Source organism: Methylovirgula ligni (assembly GCF_004135935.1).
Taxonomy (GTDB): domain Bacteria; phylum Pseudomonadota; class Alphaproteobacteria; order Rhizobiales; family Beijerinckiaceae; genus Methylovirgula; species Methylovirgula ligni.
In genome coordinates this window covers 2773405-2796847 of sequence record NZ_CP025086.1, presented here as the reverse complement: position 1 = coordinate 2796847, position 23443 = coordinate 2773405, and the positions used below count along the sequence as shown (strand labels likewise).

General features: G+C 59.2%; 19 protein-coding genes. 13 read left to right on the top strand and 6 right to left on the bottom strand.

Going from position 1 to position 23443, the window contains the following annotated elements; all coding sequences use genetic code 11:
* Positions 1-492 precede the first annotated feature (492 nt).
* Positions 493-1299, top strand: coding sequence for a lytic transglycosylase domain-containing protein (locus tag CWB41_RS13400; RefSeq protein WP_165204350.1), 807 nt, complete (start codon positions 493-495; stop codon positions 1297-1299).
* Between the two features lie 115 nt (positions 1300-1414).
* Here CWB41_RS13400 and CWB41_RS13395 read toward each other — a convergent pair whose 3' ends face one another.
* Positions 1415-2455, bottom strand: a complete 1041-nt coding sequence (locus CWB41_RS13395; protein WP_115837442.1) for a linear amide C-N hydrolase — start codon at positions 2453-2455, stop codon at positions 1415-1417.
* 388 nt (positions 2456-2843) lie between these two features.
* Here CWB41_RS13395 and CWB41_RS13390 point away from each other — a divergent pair, with 388 nt between their 5' ends.
* Positions 2844-3035, top strand: coding sequence for a hypothetical protein (locus CWB41_RS13390; RefSeq protein ID WP_425373903.1), 192 nt, complete (start codon positions 2844-2846; stop codon positions 3033-3035).
* Positions 3036-3694: 659 nt separating this feature from the next.
* Here the strand turns inward: CWB41_RS13390 and CWB41_RS13385 are convergent.
* Entirely contained in the window at positions 3695-4357 is a 663-nt protein-coding gene (locus CWB41_RS13385) for a hypothetical protein (protein WP_129396497.1), read from the bottom strand.
* A gap of 500 nt (positions 4358-4857) precedes the next feature.
* On the bottom strand, positions 4858-5100 hold the full coding sequence (locus tag CWB41_RS16220) for a hypothetical protein (RefSeq protein WP_165203866.1): 243 nt from the start codon (positions 5098-5100) through the stop codon (positions 4858-4860).
* A 116-nt stretch (positions 5101-5216) separates the two neighbouring features.
* Here CWB41_RS16220 and CWB41_RS13380 point away from each other — a divergent pair, with 116 nt between their 5' ends.
* Both CWB41_RS13380 and CWB41_RS13375 read left to right on the top strand, forming a co-directional pair.
* Positions 5217-5561, top strand: coding sequence for a hypothetical protein (locus CWB41_RS13380; RefSeq protein ID WP_115837447.1), 345 nt, complete (start codon positions 5217-5219; stop codon positions 5559-5561).
* Between the two features lie 270 nt (positions 5562-5831).
* Complete coding sequence (locus tag CWB41_RS13375) at positions 5832-6959, top strand: sensor histidine kinase (RefSeq protein ID WP_115837448.1); 1128 nt, start codon at positions 5832-5834, stop codon at positions 6957-6959.
* Here the strand turns inward: CWB41_RS13375 and CWB41_RS13370 are convergent.
* A complete protein-coding gene (locus CWB41_RS13370; RefSeq protein WP_245411338.1) occupies positions 6889-7278 on the bottom strand; it encodes a response regulator in 390 nt (129 codons plus the stop codon). The genes CWB41_RS13375 and CWB41_RS13370 overlap by 71 nt on opposite strands.
* 311 nt (positions 7279-7589) lie before the next feature.
* On the opposite strand from CWB41_RS13370, the gene CWB41_RS13365 reads away from it, so the two are divergent.
* Together CWB41_RS13365 and CWB41_RS13355 are read left to right on the top strand one after the other, a co-directional pair.
* A complete protein-coding gene (locus CWB41_RS13365) occupies positions 7590-9782 on the top strand; it encodes an amylo-alpha-1,6-glucosidase (protein ID WP_115837449.1) in 2193 nt (730 codons plus the stop codon).
* A 392-nt stretch (positions 9783-10174) separates the two neighbouring features.
* A complete protein-coding gene (locus CWB41_RS13355) occupies positions 10175-10345 on the top strand; it encodes a DUF3309 family protein (protein WP_115837451.1) in 171 nt (56 codons plus the stop codon).
* 49 nt (positions 10346-10394) lie between these two features.
* On the opposite strand, the gene CWB41_RS13350 is transcribed toward CWB41_RS13355, so the two are convergent.
* Positions 10395-11513 carry an AI-2E family transporter gene (locus tag CWB41_RS13350; protein WP_115837608.1) on the bottom strand — a complete coding sequence of 373 codons (1119 nt, stop codon included), beginning with the start codon at positions 11511-11513 and terminating at the stop codon, positions 10395-10397.
* A 152-nt stretch (positions 11514-11665) separates the two neighbouring features.
* Entirely contained in the window at positions 11666-13960 is a 2295-nt protein-coding gene (locus tag CWB41_RS13345) for an HAD-IC family P-type ATPase (protein ID WP_245441095.1), read from the bottom strand.
* On the opposite strand from CWB41_RS13345, the gene CWB41_RS16410 reads away from it, so the two are divergent.
* The 7 genes from CWB41_RS16410 (at position 13889) to CWB41_RS13315 (ending at position 23374) form a co-directional block, all read left to right on the top strand.
* On the top strand, positions 13889-14254 hold the full coding sequence (locus CWB41_RS16410) for a hypothetical protein (RefSeq protein WP_245411354.1): 366 nt from the start codon (positions 13889-13891) through the stop codon (positions 14252-14254). The genes CWB41_RS13345 and CWB41_RS16410 overlap by 72 nt on opposite strands.
* Positions 14251-15132: a transglutaminase family protein gene (locus tag CWB41_RS13335; protein WP_115837453.1), complete on the top strand. Its 882-nt coding sequence runs from the start codon at positions 14251-14253 to the stop codon at positions 15130-15132. Before CWB41_RS16410 ends, CWB41_RS13335 begins: the two co-directional genes overlap by 4 nt.
* Before the next feature lie 267 nt (positions 15133-15399).
* Positions 15400-15651 (top strand): hypothetical protein, encoded by a 252-nt coding sequence (locus CWB41_RS13330; RefSeq protein ID WP_115837454.1) that lies wholly within the window; start codon positions 15400-15402, stop codon positions 15649-15651.
* Positions 15652-15728: 77 nt separating this feature from the next.
* On the top strand, positions 15729-15863 hold the full coding sequence (locus CWB41_RS16485) for a hypothetical protein (protein ID WP_281024157.1): 135 nt from the start codon (positions 15729-15731) through the stop codon (positions 15861-15863).
* A gap of 203 nt (positions 15864-16066) precedes the next feature.
* Entirely contained in the window at positions 16067-16300 is a 234-nt protein-coding gene (locus CWB41_RS13325) for a hypothetical protein (RefSeq protein WP_115837455.1), read from the top strand.
* A 750-nt stretch (positions 16301-17050) separates the two neighbouring features.
* Positions 17051-17884 carry a hypothetical protein gene (locus CWB41_RS13320; protein WP_245411339.1) on the top strand — a complete coding sequence of 278 codons (834 nt, stop codon included), beginning with the start codon at positions 17051-17053 and terminating at the stop codon, positions 17882-17884.
* A gap of 534 nt (positions 17885-18418) precedes the next feature.
* Positions 18419-23374, top strand: coding sequence for a beta strand repeat-containing protein (locus CWB41_RS13315; RefSeq protein ID WP_129396495.1), 4956 nt, complete (start codon positions 18419-18421; stop codon positions 23372-23374).
* The last annotated feature ends 69 nt before the right edge of the window (positions 23375-23443 follow it).

Here is a 23443-nt window from a genome sequence, read left to right as displayed (position 1 = left end):
ATTGTTAGACAAAGCGTTGCGATCAGCTTGATCTTTCATCGGATGTTAGACACATTCAGCGGCGGTAAAAATATTGTTTTTTTTTAGATGTAACTTCAGACTCTTAATCAGCGGGTTCAAGGTTCGAGCCCTTGTGCGCCCACCATCCAAATCAATCGGTTAGCGGTAAAGCGGCTGGAACACCGCATGAACATGCGACCATCTCAAAGCGTCGGAGCGTCGGATGTCCGACTTTCGTTCTTTTGGGCCTCGGAATCAGCGGCCTGTGAATCCGAAGCCGCGAATTTAAGTAGCGTCCCATCGGCGGGATCGAGCCGTTTCATTCCCTCGTCGCGACATATGATGAGCGGCGGCGCATCGCGGAAAGCAAAAGTCACACAATCGCCGCCTGCGCCGGGGAACGCCGGGATATAAACCTCGCTGGCCTTTCGGCTTCTCATCAAAGGAGATCGTTGGAGGGATAATCTGACCGCAATCGTCCGCGCGATTTTTTTGACTTTGGCGTTCGCGCTTGCTGGGCGCGCGTACGCTGCTGCGGGCGACTTCTGCCCTGTCATAGAGCAGGAGGCTCGAAAGAACGGTTTGCCAGTCGGATTTTTTATCCATCTGATCTGGAAAGAAAGTCGTTTTGACTCCGATGCGATCAGCCCGGCCGGCGCGCAAGGGGTCGCTCAGTTTATGCCGGGCACGGCCTCTTCGCGTGGATTACTGAATCCATTTGAGCCGACCGAGGCGCTGCGCGAGTCGGCGAGCTATCTTCATGAGCTGCTGCAAAGCTTTGGCAACCTGGGGCTCGCCGCTGCCGCTTACAACGCCGGGCCGGGCCGCTTGGCGCGTTGGCTGAGGGGACAAGATGAATTGCCTTCAGAAACCGTCGACTATGTTCTGGCCGTCACAGGTCATACCCTTACAGAATGGATGACGAAACCAATTCCGAATTTGTCCGACGATCGCTCTTGCGGCGATGTGGTCGCAAATCTGAAGATGAACACTCGGCCAGCGTCGGCGTCATTTGAATCACCGCTGGAAAATCCGGAGTGGAAGCCTTGGGGCATTCAATTGGCCGGCAACTGGCATCTGGGTCTTTTGCTCGCAAGCTTCGAGCGAATTCGGCGTCATTATCCGTCGGTCATCGGAGAGACCAAGCCCTACATTTTTCGCACCCATCTGCCCGGAGTGCGGGTGGCGAGTTTTGCGGTACGTATCGTGACGGATTCGCGCCAGGAGGCGAACCGATTTTGCGCTCGACTGGAAGCTGTTGGCGGCGCTTGCGCAGTGCTCCGCAATCCGCGCCCGTAGTCAGTCCTTTCGACGTGTCCGTCGCGCTAGATTAGTCGATTCAGTCCATGCGTGAGTCGGCATTGCGTGACTGGCCGATAGATCGGCGGATATTGAGTCGGGCCTTCTCTGAAGTCTAGTGGGCCAAAAACTTGAAGGGCTCCGCCCGGACAAACTTATTCGACACCTCGCCCCAAAGAATTGGGTCGCCTTTAAGATCGAGCTTGGAAGGCGCTGCGCCAGCCGCGAGATTCAGCTTCGCAAGGTCCACCCAAAAGATCGTTGGACTATAGGACGATTCGAAATAATAGCGCCTGGCACCGGTGTCCGAGACAGTCCGCCAGATCGTTGCAGCGATGTTGGGTTTGTTGGGGTCTGATAGCCCGAGCGGAACCGAGATAGCGCGGATCAACGAGAAGGCCGTTGCCACCGCAAGCCGCGGGTCTTTTTCCTTCGGAGCCGCGTTCAAGCTCCAATTCATGCGGACGAACCGATCGGCGGAGCTGATCGTGCCGGGCTGGAAGTTTAGACCGTTGATGCCCTTCCAATAGGCGTCGATTGCGAGTTGCTGATCAAAGGTCGGCGAGTTCGTCATCACCGTGTACTTGTGGTTATGGTGGATGATGAGCTTGCCGCCAAGATATTCAAAAATTGCACTGTCGCCGGATGCATCTGCGAGAGAAAGGTGACCACCAGCCTTCCTGCCATTGGGCAGATCGGGGGCCACAACAGCGAATGGATCCTTGCTCAGCGCGTCAACGGCTTCTGCCACCGTGGAATAATTGTCGAGCACATATTGAGTCCAGGCGCCAACGGAGATCAGAGGCTTTCCCGAAGCCTTCGCATCGCCATAGTCGGCCTCGACGAGATAGAGCGCATTTGCCACCAGGCCCGCCTCGTTCATTCCATCGACCGTGGCGATATTATAAAACGAGGCGATTACCGAGCCGTATTTCGCCGTCCATTTGATAGAGCCGGTACCCGCACCGCCATCGCGGCTGAGACCTCTGGGGAACGCCCAAAGATCGGTGCCCGGATTTTCAGCCCAATCCATCGACCGTCCGACGATATAATTGTGCGTGCCGGTTTCATAAATGAACCGGGTGCATGCTTGTGCTTGAATACTGATCAGAGCGATCGCGGTGGACATAGCCAAGCCGATAAAGCGCGTTTTCATCAAAAGTCTTTCTCTCCGAGCGAGTATTCGTTTTGGTGTAGAGTATTTCAACACGCGGAAGAATATGTGACGCCTCGCACAGACAGCGGCGTAAATTAGGGTCGCCGCACACCGACCTCTATGATTATACTTAATGCGCAGAATCATGCATCTCGGCCACCTGTGCAGTTGCGGCTCAATAGCACCCGTCGATTTGACGATCGCCTTTTTGGCGGCGCCGTGAATATGAATATCGGCGCGGATACTGCCCTGCGGCGCAGCAGGCCGGCCGCCTGAGGTCGCCGAGTCTGCGCCTTCGCGCTTTGCCCGCGCGACGACGCCGGAACTTTACGGCAGCGCGGCAATTGGTGTTCGCTAATCCTCCAGTCCAGTGAGACAGATGTCTTCCGTGAAACCCGTATCCGCTATTGAGCGGGCTTTTGAGATAGCTCGTTCTGGCCGGGCTCGCGATATCGCACAAATCAGAAAAATACTCGCCGGTGAGGGGCTCGATCAAATCCAAATCTATGGAAAATCGCTGTCTCGGCAATTAGCAGAGCTTATCCGTCAGTCCGGCGCGCTTGAAAAGCCGAAGACATGACGAGGAGAACACCACGGTGAACTTATGTTTGCGGTAAAATGGGTAACCCATCGGCGCGAAACCCAGCCGGTGGAGATGGAAAACATCGCCCTGGAAGACCTCGATATGGTGGTTTCGTCGTGCTTGGAGAGGCTGCCCGCTCTTAAACGGAAACATCCCCTGACTCCCCCAGATGGCTTTCTCATATTCGACGGCGCCGGCAATGAGGTGCGGCGTTGGTTTGAATCGACGCGGCCTCATGTCCGTGGGGCCTAAAAGTCTCTAACGCTCCGCTGACCCCGCTGCCTTACGCCATGCTAGCCACAAATTTGCAATCGACATGAACGTCCGTCCAGAGACGGCGGTTCGATGCTCTTGCATCGTCGCGCTCGATCGCATCGCCGCGCACAAAAACGCCCCGCTGGCAGATCAGCCAAACGGGGCGCTATCGCGGTCGACGAAGGGGGGCCAAGCGTCGGCCGCATAGGTCCAATGTCTCGGTGCGCTGATTGTTCCGCGCCTAAGCCCAGTCCAGCATCACGAGCCACTGATGCAACCGCGCCTCGATAGCACCCGTCGATTTCACTACGGCTTTGTGAGCGTTGCCGTGAACACGAATGTCAGCGCGAATGTGCCCCTGCGTCGCCATAGACTGTTGCCGGCGGCGCTGACAGAAGCCGTCAATATCCACCGGCGCCGAGAGGACGAGGAGTCCCCGGGGCGGTAGGATCTCTGGAAGGATCGAACGCATCATGTAGGTGAACGTGCTTGCGCGACGCTTGAATTCGCGACGCTAAAACTAAGTGCGACGCCGAGATTTGCTGTTGAATGCTCGAAAGCTGTTCGTCGACTTTTTCAATTCGGGTCGTAAATTCAGACTCCAGTTTGTCTACCCGACCGATAAGATCGTTGATGGTGGCGCCTGATGTGGTCGGCGCTGAATCCGGATGATCCTGGCTGGCTTGGCCTATGCCCTGCGCCCCGCCGACGGTACTGGCTTTAAGAGCATGGATTTCTTCGGCCATTTGTCGAATCGCGCTCGCGACCTCGTCATGCGTTGGGCCTTCCTGCGCTTGAGGGCCTTGGCTGGAGCTCATGAAATCAATTGGCAAATGGCCGTGAGAGTAATAAGCGCCGGCCGCCCAAGCCAATGCGCATAGCAATGCGACTGTCGAGATACCCGCGCCATATCGCCAAAGCCGCCTCGCCTTCCGCGTTGAACCTCTCTCAGTATCTTTCGGCGGTGCAGACCCGAAGATGGCATCACCCGGCTGTACTTTCAGGTCCAAAGCAGTCGACTCCGGCGGCGGAGGCGTATTGGCATCAGATACAACTTCAAGCATGGGCGTGTGCTCAAAAGAGAACCAAAGTATCCGGCAAAGAGGACGAGGATCACATACAGGGACGAAAGGGCAATGTTGGAGCCGAAATGTGGCATTGTGCGGCCGGTGGCGGCGTTCGAATGGAACATCTTCGCGGGTCCAGCGTTAGCCCTGCGGAGGCAGAGATGAATACCAAGACAGCCACGACCTTCGCCGTAACCGCATTGTCCGCCGCCAGGCGTGCGCCCTCCAGCGGCTTCGCAGTCAGACCCAATCCGGGCGTTGTCAGCGTCGACTATCGCCGTTCGCGGCCGGCTAAAAGGCGCCCCGCGGTGGTTGCCGTTGATAAAGCGGCAGCTGACTCCGCGACTGTAAACTGATCGGTTGGAAACAGAAAAAGCCCGCGATTGCCGGGCTTTTTGTCAGCTTGGTCGCTCGTTCCGAACTCAGCCTCGATCCACGGCAATTTCTTGCCGTGGCCAAGAGCCTTTTTCTGAGCGATTAGATTGCGACCGTTTATCTCAAAGCCAAGGTTCTCTGCGCACAGAAAAGCACCAGACGCCGTAGCGCCTGATGCCTGATCTTTTGCGCTTCCAAATATTATTTGTGGCCACCACCGCCATGACCGCCGCCGCCATGTCCACCACCGCCATGTCCGCCGCCTCCATGACCACCGCCACCGACATGTCCACCACCGCCGCCGGGACGACCGCCATGCATTCCGCCGCCATGCGCCCCATGCCCACCGCCATGATGTCCGCCACCGCTGCGGCTCCATCCATGGAAGCCCGCGCCACCTCCGAAGCCTAATCCGCGACGGCCCGCATAACCGCACCAATACCAGCCCGGACCACTCCAAGCGGAATCATACCAACAATAATTGTGGCCGCCGAAGATAAACTGCGCCAGCTCGATATTCTGTTCAGGCGCAGCGACGCGGCTGAAGGAATTCGATCCGAGAATTGGCGCCGCCATTGCTGAGCCTGCAAAAAGTCCCGCAACCAAAATAGAAGTGTTTGCAGCTTTCAGAATATTTTTCATCTACGTTCTCCTGCTCGCGATTTTAGAAACGATCGGTGACGGGCGCGAGTTTCTGTTCCTCGGCGATGCGTTTCTAATCATTTCAATTGAAAGAGGCCGCCTGCGCTGGCGGCCTCTTTGCTCCCGACGGACTTTGAGGGAGGTGTCGAGAGACCGTGACGAAGCGTCCGTGCCGGGGCACTGAGATGCACGTTCGCGGCGGCTCACTCTGCTGCGCAAACAGTCCGGAGACTGTTCGGAATTGAACACTTTCGGAAAATTACCTTCGGTATTCCGCAAAAGCCAATCTGACCATTCCGTTTTGAAGGTAGCCATGGATTTCGCGCGAGGCCACCATTTGCAGATCATGGAACCTTCGCTGTAGCTGCCCATTGACGAGGAGTGGGACTGCCCACTCGGATCGAGGCGCAAGTATCGTCGCGACGAACATTGCGACACGCTGCGAGAGGTCCTTATGCGCGATAGTCAGCCTTTTATCGAAAACAGTGATGCTCGAACACTTGCGCAGGCGATCGTCGACACCGTCCGTGAGCCTCTTCTCGTACTCGACAAGGACCTTCGCGTACTCGCTGCCAGCCGCTCCTTCTACCGGACGTTCAAGGTTGCTTCGGGCAACACACAGGGTCAACTCGTTTACGAGCTGGGAGACGGGCAATGGGATATTCCCGAACTCAGATTATTGCTTGAAAGGATCGTTCCAGAGCACGGCGTGATGGACGACTACGAAGTTGAACGTCACTTTCCCGAGCTTGGACAGCGTACGATGCTGTTGAATGCCCGCAAGGTGTTCTACGAAGGCAATTCCCATACGACCCTTCTGTTGGGCATCGAAGATGTGACCGCGCGACGCGCCTTGGAGCGCGAAAGAGAGGAACTGCTGCGGAAGCAGCAGGCGCTCTTGCAAGAGAAGGATATGCTGCTCGAAGAATTGGAGCACCGGGTCGGCAATAGCTTGCAAATTATCGCCGCCATCATTCTGATGAAGTCGCGAATGGTGACCTCGGAGGAAACCAGACTTCAACTGCAGGACGCCCACAAACGCGTTTTGTCGGTGGCTGCGGTTCAAAAGCACCTCCATGCCACCGGGGCCACGGGCCCGGTTGAAATGGCGCCCTACCTGACCCAACTTTGCGACAGCCTCAAAACATCGATGATCGGTGATTACCGCCCGGCGACGCTGAAGGTGATCAGCGACGCAGGCACCGTGACCTCACGCGAGGCCGTAAGTCTCGGCTTGATCGTTACCGAACTCATTCTGAATGCACTCAAGCACGCCTTCACCGACGACAGAACTAATCGGCAAATAACGGTTGGATTCGCCATCGCTGGGACGAATTGGAAGCTCTCGGTCGCGGACAACGGGGTCGGCGCGCCGGTTGGTGTTTTTGCACAGCCAAAATCCGGCCTGGGCACCACCATCGTCAACGCGCTCGCCCAACAGCTCGAAGCCCGGGTTGACGTTGTGAGCGGCCGCGAGGGAACCTCAGTACTGGTTACCCACGCCACATTTGCTAAAATGCCAGATGAAGCGTCCCAGGAGCGGGGCCTCTCCAGCCCGACGTCAATTCCCGGGCATGCCTGACGATCGCGGCGGGGCTGTATGGCTTCTGCTCAAATCGATAGCCGGCGGGTAGCTTTTCATTCTGCGGCACCTGCTTTCCGGAAGCGATCATGATGCCGATCTGCGGCCAGCGGTCTCGCACCTGTCGGGCCAGCGCGAAACCGTTGATCGTTCCCGGCGTGTTTACGTCAGTGAAGAGTAACTGGACGTCGGAATCCGCCGCGAGCAATTCGAGCGCTTCGTCACTGTTCGCAGCTTCGATCATGCGGAACCCGGCATCTTCGAGCATGCCAACTGCCGCGAAGCGAACCAAAGCCTCGTCTTCGACGACAAGAATCACGGGAACAAGTCTCTTGAATGTCATGCTCGGCAACATTCTCTGCTGGGATAACGTTCCACGATCCAAAAGGCTTTGATAGATTAAGGGAGTGCTGTTGCTCGCTGGCCAGCCCCCGCTTTAGCCAGACAAAAAGCGCCCCACCCGCGAGGCGGCAGAACGAGGCGGCCGCGAGAAATAAGCTTTTCTACAATCGGGCGAACTATGCCATTAAACCCCGGGCCATCAAATGTCCGTCTTCGCCTTAACATTATCGCGAAACCACCGATCCACTTTCGGCCACAGACAACTCCCATAAAGGGGAGAGATCAATCATGGAACGGGTTTTCGCCAGCGAGGACGATATCGGGACTTCATTCGAGCCCATCTCCGATTACTATATCGAACCGAAGACGTCACTCGTTGAGTCCTCTCTGCGGGTGCTCAAGCACAATGATATATTCGCTGTGCTCGACAGCTACGGCGATATCGGCGTCGGTCCCGAAGGCCCGGAAGGGCTATTTTTGCGGGATACAAGGCATCTGTCCAAGTTCGATCTGAGATTTGAAGGCAGGCGACCGCTTTTTCTCGGATCTGCCGTCGAAGCCGATAACGCCTCGCTATCCGCGGATTCGACCAATCCAGACATCCACCTCGGCGCCGGTATTTTCATCCCACGCGACGCGATCGCGATGGAGCGAACCAAGCTCCTTTTCGAAGCGGGATGTTATGAGCGCGTCGGCTTTTTTAATTACGATCATCAAAAAAGAAGATTTCGCATTGCGATCCACTTTGACGCGGATTTTCGTGACTTGTTCGAAGTGCGTGGAATGCACCGGAAGGCAAGAGGAACGCGCGCCGCTTGCGTCGTTGGCCATGAGCGCGTCGAACTTCGATATGAGGGTTTGGACAAGATAAACCGCTATACGATTCTCGATTTCTCCCCTGCTCCGCAATACCTCGACACCAAGAAAGCAGAATTCGATTTCGCTCTGCAGCCCGGCGAGAAATGCTCAATTCTTGTGAGCGTCGCCTGCGGGAACGGCGAGGCGTCAGAACCCCTGCGTTTTCTGACGGCCTATCGTGGCGCAAGACGCAGTCTGAAGGCACTTACGCGCAACATCGCCACCGTGGAGAGTTCGAACGTTGTCTTCAACGAGATTGCGTGTCGTGCGACATCCGACGTCTATACGCTTGTCAGCCAGACCGAAGCCGGCCTGTATCCATATGCCGGGATTCCGTGGTTCAGCACGATTTTTGGCCGCGACGGCATTATCACGGCGATGATGATGCTTTGGATCGATCCGATGATCGCCAAAGGTGTGCTTCTCTATCTTGCAGGCACGCAGGCCCGACATGTCGATCTCGAAGCCGGAGCCGAGCCTGGCAAAATTCTGCATGAGGTCCGTCACGGTGAAATGGCGAATCTCAAGGAAGTGCCGTTCGGTCGTTGCTACACGACGGTCGACGCCACCCCGCTTTTTGTCATGCTGGCAGGGCTTTATTTCGAGCGAACCGGCGACAGGACGACCATCGAGACGATCTGGCCGAACATCGAGGCGGCCCTTCTATGGTGCGACACGTCCGGCGATAAGGACAAGGATGGTTTCGTCGAATATTTCCGAGAGAGCGAGGCCGGCCTGGTTAACCAAGGTTGGAAAGACAGCGACGATTCCATCTTTCATGCGGATGGATCGAAGGCGCAGGGCCCGATCGCGCTCTGCGAGGTGCAAGGCTATGTTTATGCCGCCAAGCGTGCAGCTTCCACTTTGGCAAGAACGCTCGGCCGCGCAGCCCTGGCGGAAAATCTGGACGCACAGTCCGAAACGTTGCGGCAGCGGTTCCATGACGCCTTCTGGTGTGAAGAAATCGGCACCTATGCCCTGGCTTTGGACGGCGCCAAGAGACAGTGCCGTGTACGATCATCCAACGCCGGCCACGCGCTCTTTACGGGCATCGCCGATCTCGCCTACGCAGCCCGGGTTGCCGATAGTCTAACCAGCCCGGAGGCCTTCAGCGGCTGGGGCATCCGCACGATTTTCCAAGGCGAGAGTCGCTACAATCCGATTTCTTATCACAATGGTTCGATCTGGCCGCACGACAATGCCCTCATAGCGGCCGGCTTCGACCGCTACGGCCTGAAGGCGCAAGCCGCCAAGGTCTTTTCCGCCATGTTCGATGCCGCAAGCAATCAGGATTTACGGCGCCTGCCCGAGCTTTTCTGCGGCTTTGGACGCAGACCCCGACGCGGCCCGACGGATTATCCGGTCGCCTGCGCACCGCAAGCTTGGGCCTCGGCAGCCCCCTTCACGATGCTGTCAGCTTGTATCGGATTGAGCCTGCGGCACGACAGCAATGAAATTCACTTCACGGATCCGCGGCTGCCTGACTTTCTCGATGACTTGACGATACGCAACTTACAGCTCGGTGAGACGCGCGCGGATATCCGCTTGTGCCGGGATGGTGCTGATGTGACCGTCAGCGTGTTGTCTCGCAACGGCCCTGCCCGCATCGTTCAGGTCAAATGAACGTCAGGCTGCGGGCATTTTGAGGTCGAGGTGACCACTCTCTGATAATCTTTACTGGTGCAGGCATCGACCTCGCATAAAGAAATATTCCCCTTATCGCGCCAGAATTCTTCACATGTGAACGGCGGGCTCATCGCGACGCCCGGCCGCCTGCTCGATTTCTCCGAGCGCGGCAAGCTGCTCCTGACCAGCATCAAGATCCTCGCCTGCAGCGCCGAGACTTGCACGGCTTCGGCAGCTCTATCTTTTGGGAACCAGCCGCTGTCCGGGAACGAAGCTCTCTCTTGGCCGTTACCGATATGTACTTTTAGTAATCTTATTATGTGCGCGGGTTTCGGCGACGCAAAGTTCGCTGCGGCGACCGCGAGACGAAATAAAGAGAGGCGCATGCAATGGGAACGATTCTGATTATCGTAGTGCTTATCCTGATCTTCGGTGGCGGCGGCGGATACTACGGCTACAACCGCTATGGCGGAAGAGGCTTGGGCGGCATCCTCGGTCTCATCATCGTCGTGCTCATTGTTCTGTGGATCGTTGGTGCGTTCCACGGCGGAAGCGTGTAACCCAGGCTCGGTCGGCTTTCTTCCAAAAGTGCGCGGCGCGGCCCCGGTTTTAGGTCGCGTCGCCTTCCAGGAAATGGCCGATGGAATTGAGCGGCCTGATTTCGTCGCAGATGATTTTCGTGATCGCGAGCATTGGAACCGACAGAATGGCGCCCGGAACGCCCCACATCCAAAACCAGAAAATCAGGGAAATGACGACGAGAACCGGGTTGAGTGTGAACCGGCGCGCCAGAAGCAACGGCGTTATCGTCTCGCCTTCGAGGATGTGAATCGCGAAATAGAGTCCGGCGGGCAAGAGTGCCTGCCATAAAGTTGGAATCGCCAACAGACCCGCGAAAAGAAACAGCGCGATCCCAACGATCGGGCCTATGATCGGCACGAAGTTGAGGAGGAATGCAACTACACCCCAGAGAACGGGATCGCCTACGCCGCATCCCCACATGACGACCGCCGTTGCCACGCCCACCAGGGCGTTCATAAAGGTGATCGTCAGAAGATATGCGGAGATATTGCCTTCCACCTGCTGCGAAATATCCACGACCTGCCGCTTATCCTTGAAGCGGGGCATGATTTCGACGAGACGTCGCAAAAACATGTCGCCGGAAATAAGCAAAAAAAACAGGACGAGAATTGTCTCGAACAAGCCGCTGGCGAAATGCTGGGTTCCTCGGAATAAGGTCTCAGTCAGTCCGAGGTTTGATCCACCACCGGCGGCCGGCTGTCCCATATTATCCGCCTTAGCGAGCAGCCGGTGCATTTTCTCGATCGGCTCGCTCACAAAGCGCAGTCTTTCCTCGATACGAGGAAGCGAGTCCGGCAGGCGCTCCCCCCAACTTTTAGCCGCGCTCGACACCGCGGTGCCGATACCGGCGATAATGGCAAACACCGCGAGGATGAGAAAGAGCGCGGCCAGCGACCGAGGAATATGCAGGCGTCCGAGAAATCTCATTCCAGGCTGAAGCAGGAGCTTTAGCATGACCGCGAGGACGACCGGGAGAATGACCTCGGCAGCGATATAAGCCGCGGTGAGTGCCGAAAACAGAACCAGTATCGCCAGGAACACCGTATTCAGATCGGACGGCAGAAGAACGTCGTCACGAGTCGGACCGGGCAATTCCTTGGCCACGGTTTCTGTCGTTTGGATTGTCACTTCGGTCAAAGACGTCATCACCATCCGCCGTGAAACCGACGAAAGCGGATGAAAACCGCCGGGTTCGCCTCGAGAAACTAGATAAGCCCAAGATTGGTTCCCGATCTTTGGTGATGGTACTGGCCTCCGTCGAACGATCGGACTCTTCCCTTCCGTTGCGAACCGCGATCTCAGGCAATCCCAAGGCGACGGAAGACCGGGACTTTCACCAGATCCAAGGCGACAGCAAAGACAATGGCAGCGGCAAGAACACCAATTACTGTCAGGGCCGGCAACGCGACCATCGCGATTCCTCCGATGGCCAAAGTCGCGGCGATCAAGAGGTCGGAAACGGAGGAAAGGATCAGCCAGATGCTCGGGCGCGAGGACCACAGATGTCGGCGCTCGCGGTTGGTATAAGTCGTCGCCTGGTTACCGAACACGATGACGACAAAAGCCAGCGTTTGCAGCCCTTCGATACCGAGCTTCATCCGGTAGGCTCCGAAGGCCAGGACGGATACACAAAAAACCAGTTCGCCCAGTCCCATGATGACCCCGGCGATAGTGAGGTTGCCGATGCACCACGCATTTGGGGCGGACGACGGCCGCACATTATCGGCCGTCAGCGACATGCCGAGAAAGTCGCCGGTGATCATGATGATGACCATCAACAGGGGCGTGAGGATCGCATGGCCGGTCATCATCAGGCCGATCACCAGGAAGGGCGCCTGAAAGCTCTTCTTGGTGATAGAGTTCAACGTATAACTAAGGATGCGCTGGAAGGTCAGGCGCCCTTCCCTGACCGCGGCGACGATCCCGGAAAGACCGGGCTGGGTCAGCACCATGCCGGCGGCGGATTTGGCGACGTCTGTTGCCGTTGAGACGGCGATCCCCATCTGCGCCTGACGCAGCGCCGGCGCGTCATTGGCGCCATCGCCGCACATCCCGATCGTATGGCCGCCTTTCTGGAACGCCTTGACCAGCTTATACTTATCCTCCGGTAGCACACCCGCGTAGACGGCAAATTGCTCCGGGCGGACACTGTCGGGGATGGCCCCGGGTGGACAGACGGCGCCATCGAGTCCCACCGCCTTCGCTACTATGGCGGCGGTTGCCGGCGCGTCACCCGTAACCATGACGGTGCGAACACCCAAATTGCGCAATTCGGTGATGAGCGCCGCCGAGTCTGCTCGTGGCGGGTCACTCAGAGCGATCAGCCCCGTGAGCTTCATCGCGCTCCGTGGTCCGGCAGCCACCGCCAGCACCCTGAAGCCCTTATCTTCGAGCTCCTTCGCCGCCGCTGCCGCGGGCGCCGATGGCGGCGCCAGACCGGTGACGGCGGCAAACGCCCCCTTCACGATTCGTAGCTGACCTCCGGTCGCATCGGTTGCGGTCGCCTCGGACGTTTTCGTCGCCGGGTCGAACGGTGTGAAGGTGATGAGAGTCGGTGCGGCGGAAACCACTTTGCCCCTAGCGGCGGCGCGGATCGCTTCGTCGACCGGATCCTGGCCGCCGTCCGAACTGGCGAGCGCCGCCAAAGTCAGGACATGCGCCTCATCGAAATCAGGCATTGCGCGAACACTGGCGACCGCCAGCGCATTCTGGGTCAGCGTACCTGTCTTGTCGGCGCACAACACAGTCATCGTGGCCGCCTCATCCACTGCGGAAAGGCGGGTCGGGAGGACGTTGAGCTTTGCCAACGCCCGCGCGCCGATCGCCGAAGCGAGGGTGAAGGTCGCCGGCAGCGCCACCGGGATCGATGCGAGGACTGCCGTCAGCACGAGGGGAATGATCTCGGCGATCGGCATCTTGAGGGACCACGCATAGGCCACCAGGATCAAGATGACGATGCCGTTGAACGCCGCGAGGTTGCGCACGACGCGCAGGACTGTTTTCTGCTGAGAGCTGACCACGTGGGCAGTCTGGACAAGTTCCGCGGTGCGGCCGAATTTGGTGTGAGCGCCGGTCGCGATGACCTCCGCCTCCGCCTCGCCACGCCGGACAAGTGCCCCTGCATAGGTCTCAACGCCCGCTGCGGCTTCGACAGGAACCGATTCTCCGGTGAGCATGGATTGGTCGAGGAGGATTTCCCCGCCGGTAAGCTTCACATCCGCTGCGACCACGCCGCCGAGTGAAAGCTTGACCAGATCGCCGGGCACCAGCTCGGTGGCGGACACGGTCTTCCACGCGCCGTCGCGGCGGACGGACGCGTTCAGCGCCAGCCGTGACTTCAGTGCGGCGAGAGTCGCCTGGGCGCGGCTCTCCTGGAACAGTCCGAGCGCGGCATTGAAAACCAGAAGAAGGGCGATGATCGCGGCCTCGACATATTTGCCGAGCGCCAATTCAAGAACGATCGCCGCCTCAAGCATCCACGGGACCGGCGCCCAGAATTTCTCGATCGCCATGCGCAATGGATGCAGGCTCGTATCCGGCATCGCATTCGGGCCGAATTTCTGCAATCGGCGGCGCGCTTCGTCGCTCGTCAAGCCGCCGTTGACGTTAGGTGGAGCGCTTTCGTCGGCCAACCCCTTTGTCATGGTCCAGCCTCTCCTTTATTCGGCGCGGCGGCATCTTCCACTTTCAGACCGGGCGCTGATATGGAGAAACGCATCATTGCCGCCATCATCCGGCGTGCTAAAATTATAATCTCTATCGTCGTCAAACCTTTTCACGCTCCCCATAATCAAGGAGCAGCACGGCTGCTGATCCTCGGCAATCATCCGACCGTCAATCGACTTTATTGGGTAGTGTATACCCGGCTCTCATTGGAGCTTCTTTGATTACGCTCAGAATTCGTCATAAAACCACTTATCGCTATTGGCGGCAGGTAAGCCTCGGCCCGCACCGATTGATGCTCCGTCCACGCGAAAGCCGTGATCTGCGCCTGATTTCGAGCGATATTGTAATGACACCTGCTGCCAAGATGACGTGGGCGCAGGATGTCTTCGGCAATGTCGTCGCCTCTGCGAGCTTTCAAACCATGACCGACACGCTCGTGATCGAGAGCGTTGCGGACCTAGAACTCGATACGATCGCTTGGCCCGTCTTTGATATTGCCGCCTCGGCCATTTCCTACCCCTTCCGCTATTCCGACAGCGATTGGGTCGACCTCGGCGCCTTGGCGATCCAGCAATATGCCGATCCGACAGGCCGATTGCAGAAATGGACGCAGGCATTCGTCCGCAGCAATCCAACCGATACGCTTTCGCTGCTGAAGGATCTCAATGCCAATATCTCATCGTGGATCTCCTATCAGAGCCGTGACGATGAAGGCACCCAGACGCCTCTGCAGACTCTGGACAGGGGATGGGGTTCCTGCCGTGACTTCGCGATTCTTTTTGCCGAGGCCACGCGCAGTCTCGGCTTCGGTGCGCGGATCGTCTCAGGTTATCTCTACAATCCGGATCAGTATATGAAGGGGTCGAGCGATCTGGGCTCGACCCATGCCTGGGTGGAAGTCTACGTGCCGGGTGCTGGCTGGATTACTTTCGATCCGACGAACCGCGGTGTTGGCGGCTTCAATCTGATCCCCGTTGCTGTCGCGCGCGACATTCGTCAAGCCGTGCCCGTGGCCGGCAGTTTTGTCGGAATGACCGACGCCTTTCGGGATATGTCGGTGGAAGTCAGCGTGACATCCCAGACGAGTGCCGGAGCGTAGAGTCTGACCCCCTCCCCGTTTTCACCGCGTGCGCGGCGACGTCCCCTTGGCACCGCGCAAGCACGCCACCAGCTATCAGTGAAAACTTCTTCTCATCTTTAGCTAAACCACGAACATGTGTATCTGTTGTGTAAAATACTAGACGCGATGGGACTTTTATTTTCACGTGAAGATTAAAAGAGCAGATAAAAGTTCGCGTGCATAGCAATCGTCGTGGTATGAGGTGTCATCCGCGATGGCGGAGCAGAATCATGGCCAGGAAAAATAATGAAATTGAATCTCATCGGCGTTGTCGGATTGATCGGCCTTTTGTCTCTGTCTGTCGGGGCGCGAGCTCAGGGCTTGGTCGGAGGCGCTGAGGAAGGCGCGCATAGAGGCAACCGCGCCGCGGGTCCTGTGGGGGCTGTCGTTGGCGGCGCGATCGGCGCAGGGGTCGGCACCGTGAATGGGGCGCTGGGGCTCGGGTATCACCATCATCGTTGCTATTGGCGGCACGGCTACCGCCATTGCCGTTACTGACGGGCGATGTGCCGCATCGGAACTTGGCCTCGGCATTAGCGTTCACAACAGCGAAGTCTGACCCCAGGGGAAACCGCATGTTCGAAGTCATCTCGGCTAATTCCATCATCGTCTGGTTTGTATGGGGATTCTTCATGGCTTTGGGTTGGGCCCTCGGCACCTGGGTGATGACCTGGATTCTCGGCTATGTCCCCCTTTCACGGCGACGCTGAATGCGACCGCGACACGCGAGAGGTCAATGTCGAAGTTCAATGACTATGATGACCTTCTCCGAAGGCCGCAAAGCGCGTGCCTTGAACCGCGGATCAATTCGAACTGACTAAGGCCGGAACTGGCAACGCGGCAACGTCGTGCGTCGTCACACATCGCTATCCCTGAATTGAGGGGAGACCGCAAAACCGAGGAATAACTCAATATGTCTAGAGAACACGTCCAAGTTTGGAAGCGGCCGGCGACGGCGCGTTACGTCGTGTCGATCGATAATCAAGCAAAGAAAAGCTTCGATACGCGCGAAATTGCTGATCAGGAAGCGCGGAAAATCGCAGAGGGATTCCCAAAAGTCGTGGTTAAGGTCATTGATACGGAACCCGACGCGAGAACTTCCGAGGATCCGGAAATTGCGGATAACACTGGCATAGATCAAGCTTGATAGGTGTCCAAGCGATGATCGACTAGCGCGAGCCGTCGGCTATCGCCTTGTCGATTATGCCTTCGTTGTGTCGGATAAAATCATCCCGCGTCATGGCCGATGCATGCCATAAGGCTTGCAAGTCTTTGTCCCGATCAAGCCACTGGTCTCGCGTTTGATGGTCGATCTTATGGCGTCGGGCGTCCTGGGATCCGTGTGAGGCTTTGTCATGGTCTTTGGACATGGCGTGTCTCTCTCTCGGTTTGGCACCTAGCGAAGAATCGCTACGCACGGCACTTGCCAACTAACGGGAAGTTTCGGATCGACGCGTCGTACCTATCAGAGGCAGCGGGTAATTTCGAGGTAAAACGATCCCCTCGCCAAAAACTACCGGCTTAAGCGGGGGCCGATTGCGGACTGGCGGCTTCCAGGTTCTCAGGCCGTCCGGCCGCAGTTCAGGTCTGCCGATGTGGCTTTCGACCGATCCAGTGACCGCCCCCGCCTCTGTCGAATCGTCAGGGAGGCGAGAGAAGGCAGCGTCAAGGTCGAGCCGGAGATGACGAGAATGGAGCCATCGCCGTATCGGCGTCCGCCTCCGTGGATATGGACGGATCAATACCTGCGCAGTATGGATGGGGGTCTGCCGGGGCACTCGCATTTCGCCGCGTCGCCTAGGCAGGCGATGAAGACGTTCGTTCAATGACGCCGCGCCGGGGGTGGCCTTTCGATTTGCCGCCGCTCGCCAAAGTGTCAATATCGAGAGACCTGATCATGACCAACAAGCGGGCCTCAGACGTTACCAGGGATTGGCAAGCAACGCAGGATCAGAAGTCCTCCGCGACGCGCCTCCGCCTTTTCGCCGTGCTCTGCTGGATCGTTGCCATTGGCGGCGAGATCGCCGCGATCTACTTGTTCTACCAGCACAAGTTCGACCATGGGAACATGCCGCTGCTGATCGGCCTTCTGGTCGGGATCGCGGTCTTCGCAATCGCCGGCAACTTGCTGTGGAAGGCGGCCAACAAGCACGATCCGGCCAGCACGTCCGATCCGGCCAGGTTCTTCTTCCAAAACCAGCTCGGCGCGATCATCACGCTGATCGCCTTCCTGCCGCTGCTTTTCCTGATCTTGAACGACAAGAACATGGATCCGCAGACCAAGAAGGTCGCCGGGGGCGTTGGCGTTGTGCTGGCCGTGCTCGCGACGCTGATCGGGGTCAGCTATCACCCCCCGTCGGTCGAGCAGTACACCCAGGACATGAACGCCTGCGCGACCCAGATTAAGACGGGGCAGCCGACCACAGCCTGTTCGCCTGATGTCGCCGCCCAGGCGAAGGACATCGCTACGGACTCCGCCACGGTGGCCGCGGCGACGAAGGACACGGCACACCCCGCCGGTCAGGACGTCGTCTACTGGATCGCGCCGGAGGATGGCGCCAAGAAGTCCAAGACGCCGCATGTTTTCCACCTCTGCGCGGGCGTCAGTCCGCTGAAAGACAAGCCCGTGAACAGCGGCTCCGTGACCGAGGCCTACGCACAGAACGCCATCCGCATCACGAAGCAGATCGGGATGGAACAGAAGCAGTGCGGGTTCACGGTTTCGCAATAAACCTGCCCGCGTTCTAACGCGCCATTATCGGTGACGCGGCCGCGGAGATCCTGCGCCATGTCTCGTGCGATCTCGACCGCGGCGCGCCGGTGGCGGCACAGAACCGGCACGTCGTCGGCATTCGGCGCAAGGCGGAGTGAGTAATCCGGATATCGAAGCCGGCCGGGGAGCAATTCGCATTCCCTGGCTCCATGATCAGGCGGTCCACTCACTCTCGCCTTGGCTCGCCCCGCACCACAACCCACAGTTGTGTTATTAGCGCAACAGGAGTGGGAATTCCGACACGCCTGGTTTCCCAGCCAAAAACACTTTTTGGCGCTGAGCGGCCTTCGGATGTCTCCGGCAACATCTTGACTGATTTGATATAATTCTTGCGATGGCGAGCGCGGAAGCGCCCGTTAAGTGCGATTTTTGTGGCCGCAGACAGATGCAACTGCTGAGTTTACGAATCTAAAATTTCTCCTATAGGCTGTGCTTAGAACCGCATTTTTAGATCTCATTGCATCACGAAATACAACTTATGGGGGAAGTACGATGATTGCTCGTCAGGCTCCAAAGGCCGCTATTGATTCAGGCGCGCTGACGCCGCGTAACATCCGCCGCCGCGCCGCCCTGCTCGCCAGCACGACGCTGACCAGCGCGATCTTGGCCGCCGCGGCATTACTCCCGAGCGAGGCGCTGGCAGCGACGAATTGCGGCACTGCCATTCCAGCTGGTGCACCTGCCAATTACACAGTTGCCTGCGGCCAGGGACCTTTCAACTCTGGCATCACTTACAACACCAACACCGCTACTAGCAGCGTGATATTCGTCTTTACGAATACACAATCCACCGGAACCGGAGGCGCCCCGGGCGCCAACCTCACAAGCAGCAGCGCAAATCATTCTATTCAAGCCCAGATCAATCAACTGACAGGCGGACCCGCGCCGAGCATCACCGGCGCGGCGGGCGCGGACGGCTTCTCCATCTCGACCAGCGGCGCCACTTCGCCGATTATCTACGACCAGAATGCCGGCACCGTCAGCGGCGGCGGCTCATCCGCATTAAGTGGTGGGGCGAACGGCGTACAGCTTTCGACCACCGGTGCAAACTCGCCTGTCATCTTCGATCTCAACGGCGGCACGATCAACGGCGGGGGGCCAACCTCGTTGATTATCCTCCCCACGAATTCCGACGGCGTCCTGATCACGACGACGAAGGCGGGCTCGGACATTAATTTCGACACGGCGACAGGTACGACCATCTCGGCGGCCAACGGCAATGGCGCCGAGCTTCACGCCGGCGCGGGGTCGAGCATCGGTTCCGATCCGACCAACAATACGATCGACGGGTCCATCACCAGCACGCAGACTCTCTTGGGCGCTGGCGTTGGCACCGGCTGGCTCGGCACCGCGACAGGTACTGGTAACGTAACGGAGAACATCGGCTCAACCGGCGACGTCAGCGGCTCGGGCGCGGGCCTCGTCGGTACCACCCAGAATGGCAATGTCACCTTCGATGTTTCCGGTCAGGTCAATCAGACCGGCGCGACCGGCGGCACTGCCGACAGCTTCGCGCTTCTTCCGGTAGGCATCAGCGGCGTCGCATCCGGCAACGGCAATGTCAGCATCACAACCGAAACCAGCAGCAGCGTGTCCGAAGTCGGCGCCCAATCGATCACCGGCATCCTTGGCGCCGGCATCCTCGGCGTCGCCGAGGGCACCGGCACGGCCGCTGTCACCGCTGATGGCAGTGTTACGGCGGCCGGCGTCGGAGTCGCCGCCATCAATACCGGCACAGGCGCCGCGACCACTACGATCGGCGGCAACGTCACCATCACCGGCGCTTCGGGCAGCGTAACGGCCTTCGTTCTTCCCTTGACCGTCGGCGGCTACGCCCTTTCGACAAGCAGCGCGGCGACGACCGATGTCTATGGCGGGAATATCGGCAGCGCCGTCGCCGGAACGTCGCCGGACCTTGGGGCCGCAGCGGTCGTTCTGGGCGGCACTTCAGATGCGACGGTCAATATCGGAGATGGCACTCACTCGGCTTCCACAATCTACGCCAATGAAGTCGGCGTCGTTGCCTTCAATTCCGGCACCGGCAATGCCATCATCAACAACACGCTGGACCCCAACAACGGCCAGAACACGATCAACTCTGGCGGCCTCGGATTCGCCAGTGTCGCGCTCGACGGCGGCAACGCCACCGTTAACGGCGGCAACATCAACTCCAATCTCAATGGCGCCGGCGGGTTTGGGAGCAGCGGCGCGATCGCCCTGGCGCTCGGCAGCACCGGCGACGCGACCGTCAATCTGCAGGGCAATGTCTACACGGACAACACCACGGCCGGCACCGCCGGGACGTTCGGCGGCCTCGCGGTTTCGGAAGGCGGCAACGCGACGGTGACGTCCACAGCTGGCACGACCATCGATCCGGCCATCGGCCTGGCGGCGGTTGTCCTCAGCGGCAACGGGCTGGCATCGGTGCCGAATAACGCGACCGTCGATAGCACGGTTATCGGCCTTCTTGGCGTCAACACCGGCACCGGCTCCGTGCTCATCACCAACAGCACCACCGGCGATGTCGAGGCTTCGACGGGCGCGGGCGTGATCGCATTCAAGCTCGGGGAAAATACCGCTCCGGTCGCCGGATACACAGATCCGATCACCGGAAACGCAGACTACTCCGTCGTCGTCGACAATACCGGCATCGTGAACGCTCCCGCCGGTCCCGGCGTCGGCGTCATCGCCTTCGACCCGAGCGCGACGGCCGTCAACAATGTTCTCGTCAGTAATGACGGCAGCGCCGGCAGCGGCACGGGCAGCATCACCGGCGAAGGCGACAATCCGCTCGACGCCGCCATCGGGGTCGCGGCCGATGGCAATGTCGTGATCGTCAACGATCACCGCGCGACGGTCACCAACACCACCGGCGACGCGGGTCAGGCGATCATCGCGCTTGCCGGAGACAGCGTCTCTGTCACCAACGACCGCCGGTCGTCGATCACCGGCAATGTGGATGTTGGCAGCCTGACTGGCAATGCGACGCTGACCAACGATCGCGGCTCCAACTGGACCTTCGACGGTACCAGTATCGTCGGCGCCGCCGATGAGGCGACGATTACCAACTCGCGTGGTGCGACGATCGACGAGGAAGGCACCAGCGCGCTGGTCGCACTCGGCGGCGACGGCGCGACGATCACCAACGAAACCGGTGCGCGTATCAACGGCGATGGGACGGTCAACGCCCTCGCGGCGGTCGCGCTCAGCGGCGACGCGACGATCACCAATGAGACGGGGGCCCGTATCGATCTGACGGGTGCCAATGCGCTCGCGGCGGTCGCGCTCGATGGCGATGCGACGATCAACAACGAGACGCGCGGCCGGATCGACCTGATCGGGCTCAATGCCAACGTCGTCTTCGCCAGTGGCGATGCGGCGATCAATAACTTCGACGGCGCCCGCTTCAGGCTTAACGGAGCGAACGCCAGCTTCGTGGTCGGCGGCACGAGCGCGACGATCAACAACTACAACGGCGCGCACTTCAGCCTCAACGGGCTCAACGCCAATGTCATCGTGGCGGATACTGGCAATGCCGAGATCAACAATTACAATGGAGCCCGTTTCAGCCTCAACGGCCTCACCGGCGATCTTCTGCTCGCCGAGGATGGAGCCACCGAGATCAACAATTACAACGGCGCGCACCTGAACCTGGCCGGTGTCAGCGGCAGCCTGGTCGCCGGCAGCACGGACGCCATTATCGACAACTACAATGGCGCGCACCTCAACCTCCTCGGCGGTAATGCCATCGAAGTGGCGGCAGGAAGCGGCGATGCGACGGTCGACAATTACAATGGCGGCCGGATCAACATGATCGGCCTGAATTCGATCACGCTCAGCGCGCCGAACGGTGTCGAAGAGTTCGATAACGAGGCCAATAGTACCATCTTCAACGATGGCTTCGGGACGATTGCGGGCGCCGACAACCTGCAGTTCTACAACAGCGGCCTGATCACCCAGGTCGACGGCCATGTCGGCGATCTGCTCGTCATCGATCCGGCGACCTATACGGCATCCGGCGACAGCACCTATGCCGCCGACGCCCAGCTCGGCGGCCCCGGCTCGACGGCCGACCTGCTCTATATTGACGGCGCGGCTTCAGGCCAGACGACGATCGAGGTGAACGATGTCGGCACCGGCCCCGGCGCCTACAACCAGCAAGGCATCGCGCTGGTGCAGGTGACGAGCGCCGATGGCACGTCGGTGCCCGATAATTGGGTGCTGGACGGCAACGGCACCATCGGCAGCACGCCGGTCATCAACAAAGGCCTGTTCGCCTATTATCTCGCGACCGACCCGACCGGCACGTCCGCAGTCGACCCGACGACGGCATCAATCGTCGGCGCGACGGCGGGCCCGGACGAGCGCGTCGCGCTGTATAGCGTGCCGGGCTATGTCGGCCAGGAACTCCCGGTCGCCATCACCGCGGCGCAGGACCTCTGGCAGGAATCGGCGCTGCTGTGGGAAGACCGGCAGAGTGAGATCCGCGACTGGGTGGCGGCGGGCGGCAACGTGCCGAGCGCCGGGGCCGATCTGCCGACCCGCAAGGGCCCGCCCCCGGCCTATGTGCCGCCGGCGCCGAGCTTCAATGTCTGGGCCAAGGGCATTGGAAGCTGGACCAACAGCTCCGATCAACACACGATTTATCCGGTCGGCGGTCCGCTCACCTACGACCTCAGCTACCACCAGAGTTCCTATGGCGTGATCGGTGGCCTCGACTACGGGCGCGACAATATCTTCGCACCGGGCGATGCGCTGATCTTCGGCCCGCTGGGCGGCTATCTCGAGTCGCATTTGAACTTCAATCATAGCGGCGACTCATTCGTCTATAAGGGCGGCACGGTCGGTGGTTCGGTGACCTATCTGCGCGGCGGGTTCTTCGTCGACGGTTTGGCCAAAGCCGACCTGCTCAACCTGCAGATCAACTCGTCGCTCGGCGGATTGAACAGCGCCTACTCCGGCCCGTCGATCGGCCTCGACACAGTCGGCGGTATCGGTGAGTTCGGTTACCGCTTCGGCTTCGGCCCGGGCTTCTTCGAGCCGATTGGCACGCTGACCTATTCGCAGACCCATATCGACACGCTCAACGCGCTGAGCCAATGGGGTGCGAACGTCAACTTCGGCAATGGCGAAGACTTCCGCGGCGCGGCCGGCGGCCGTCTGGGTGTGACGCTGCCGGGTGTCTTCGGCGGCCACGTGGTCGAAGCCTGGGTCCTCGGCCGGGTGTGGGACGAGTTCCTGAACAACGGCAACGTCGTCGATCTGTTGAACGAAGGCCCCGACGCCTACGTCTTCGACAACATCGGCCATGTCTATGGCGAGGCGAAGGGCGGTATCACGCTCGTCTCCATCGGCCGCGGCTGGTCGGGCTTCGTCGATGGTGGGGTGAAGTTCAACAATCAGTGGAACACGATCACGGCCAAGGGTGGCGTCAACTACCAGTTCTAAGCGCCCGGGATGAAAAACGTGAAGGACTGGCCTGAGGCCAGTCCTTTGCTTTTTTGGAGGCACGCCTCT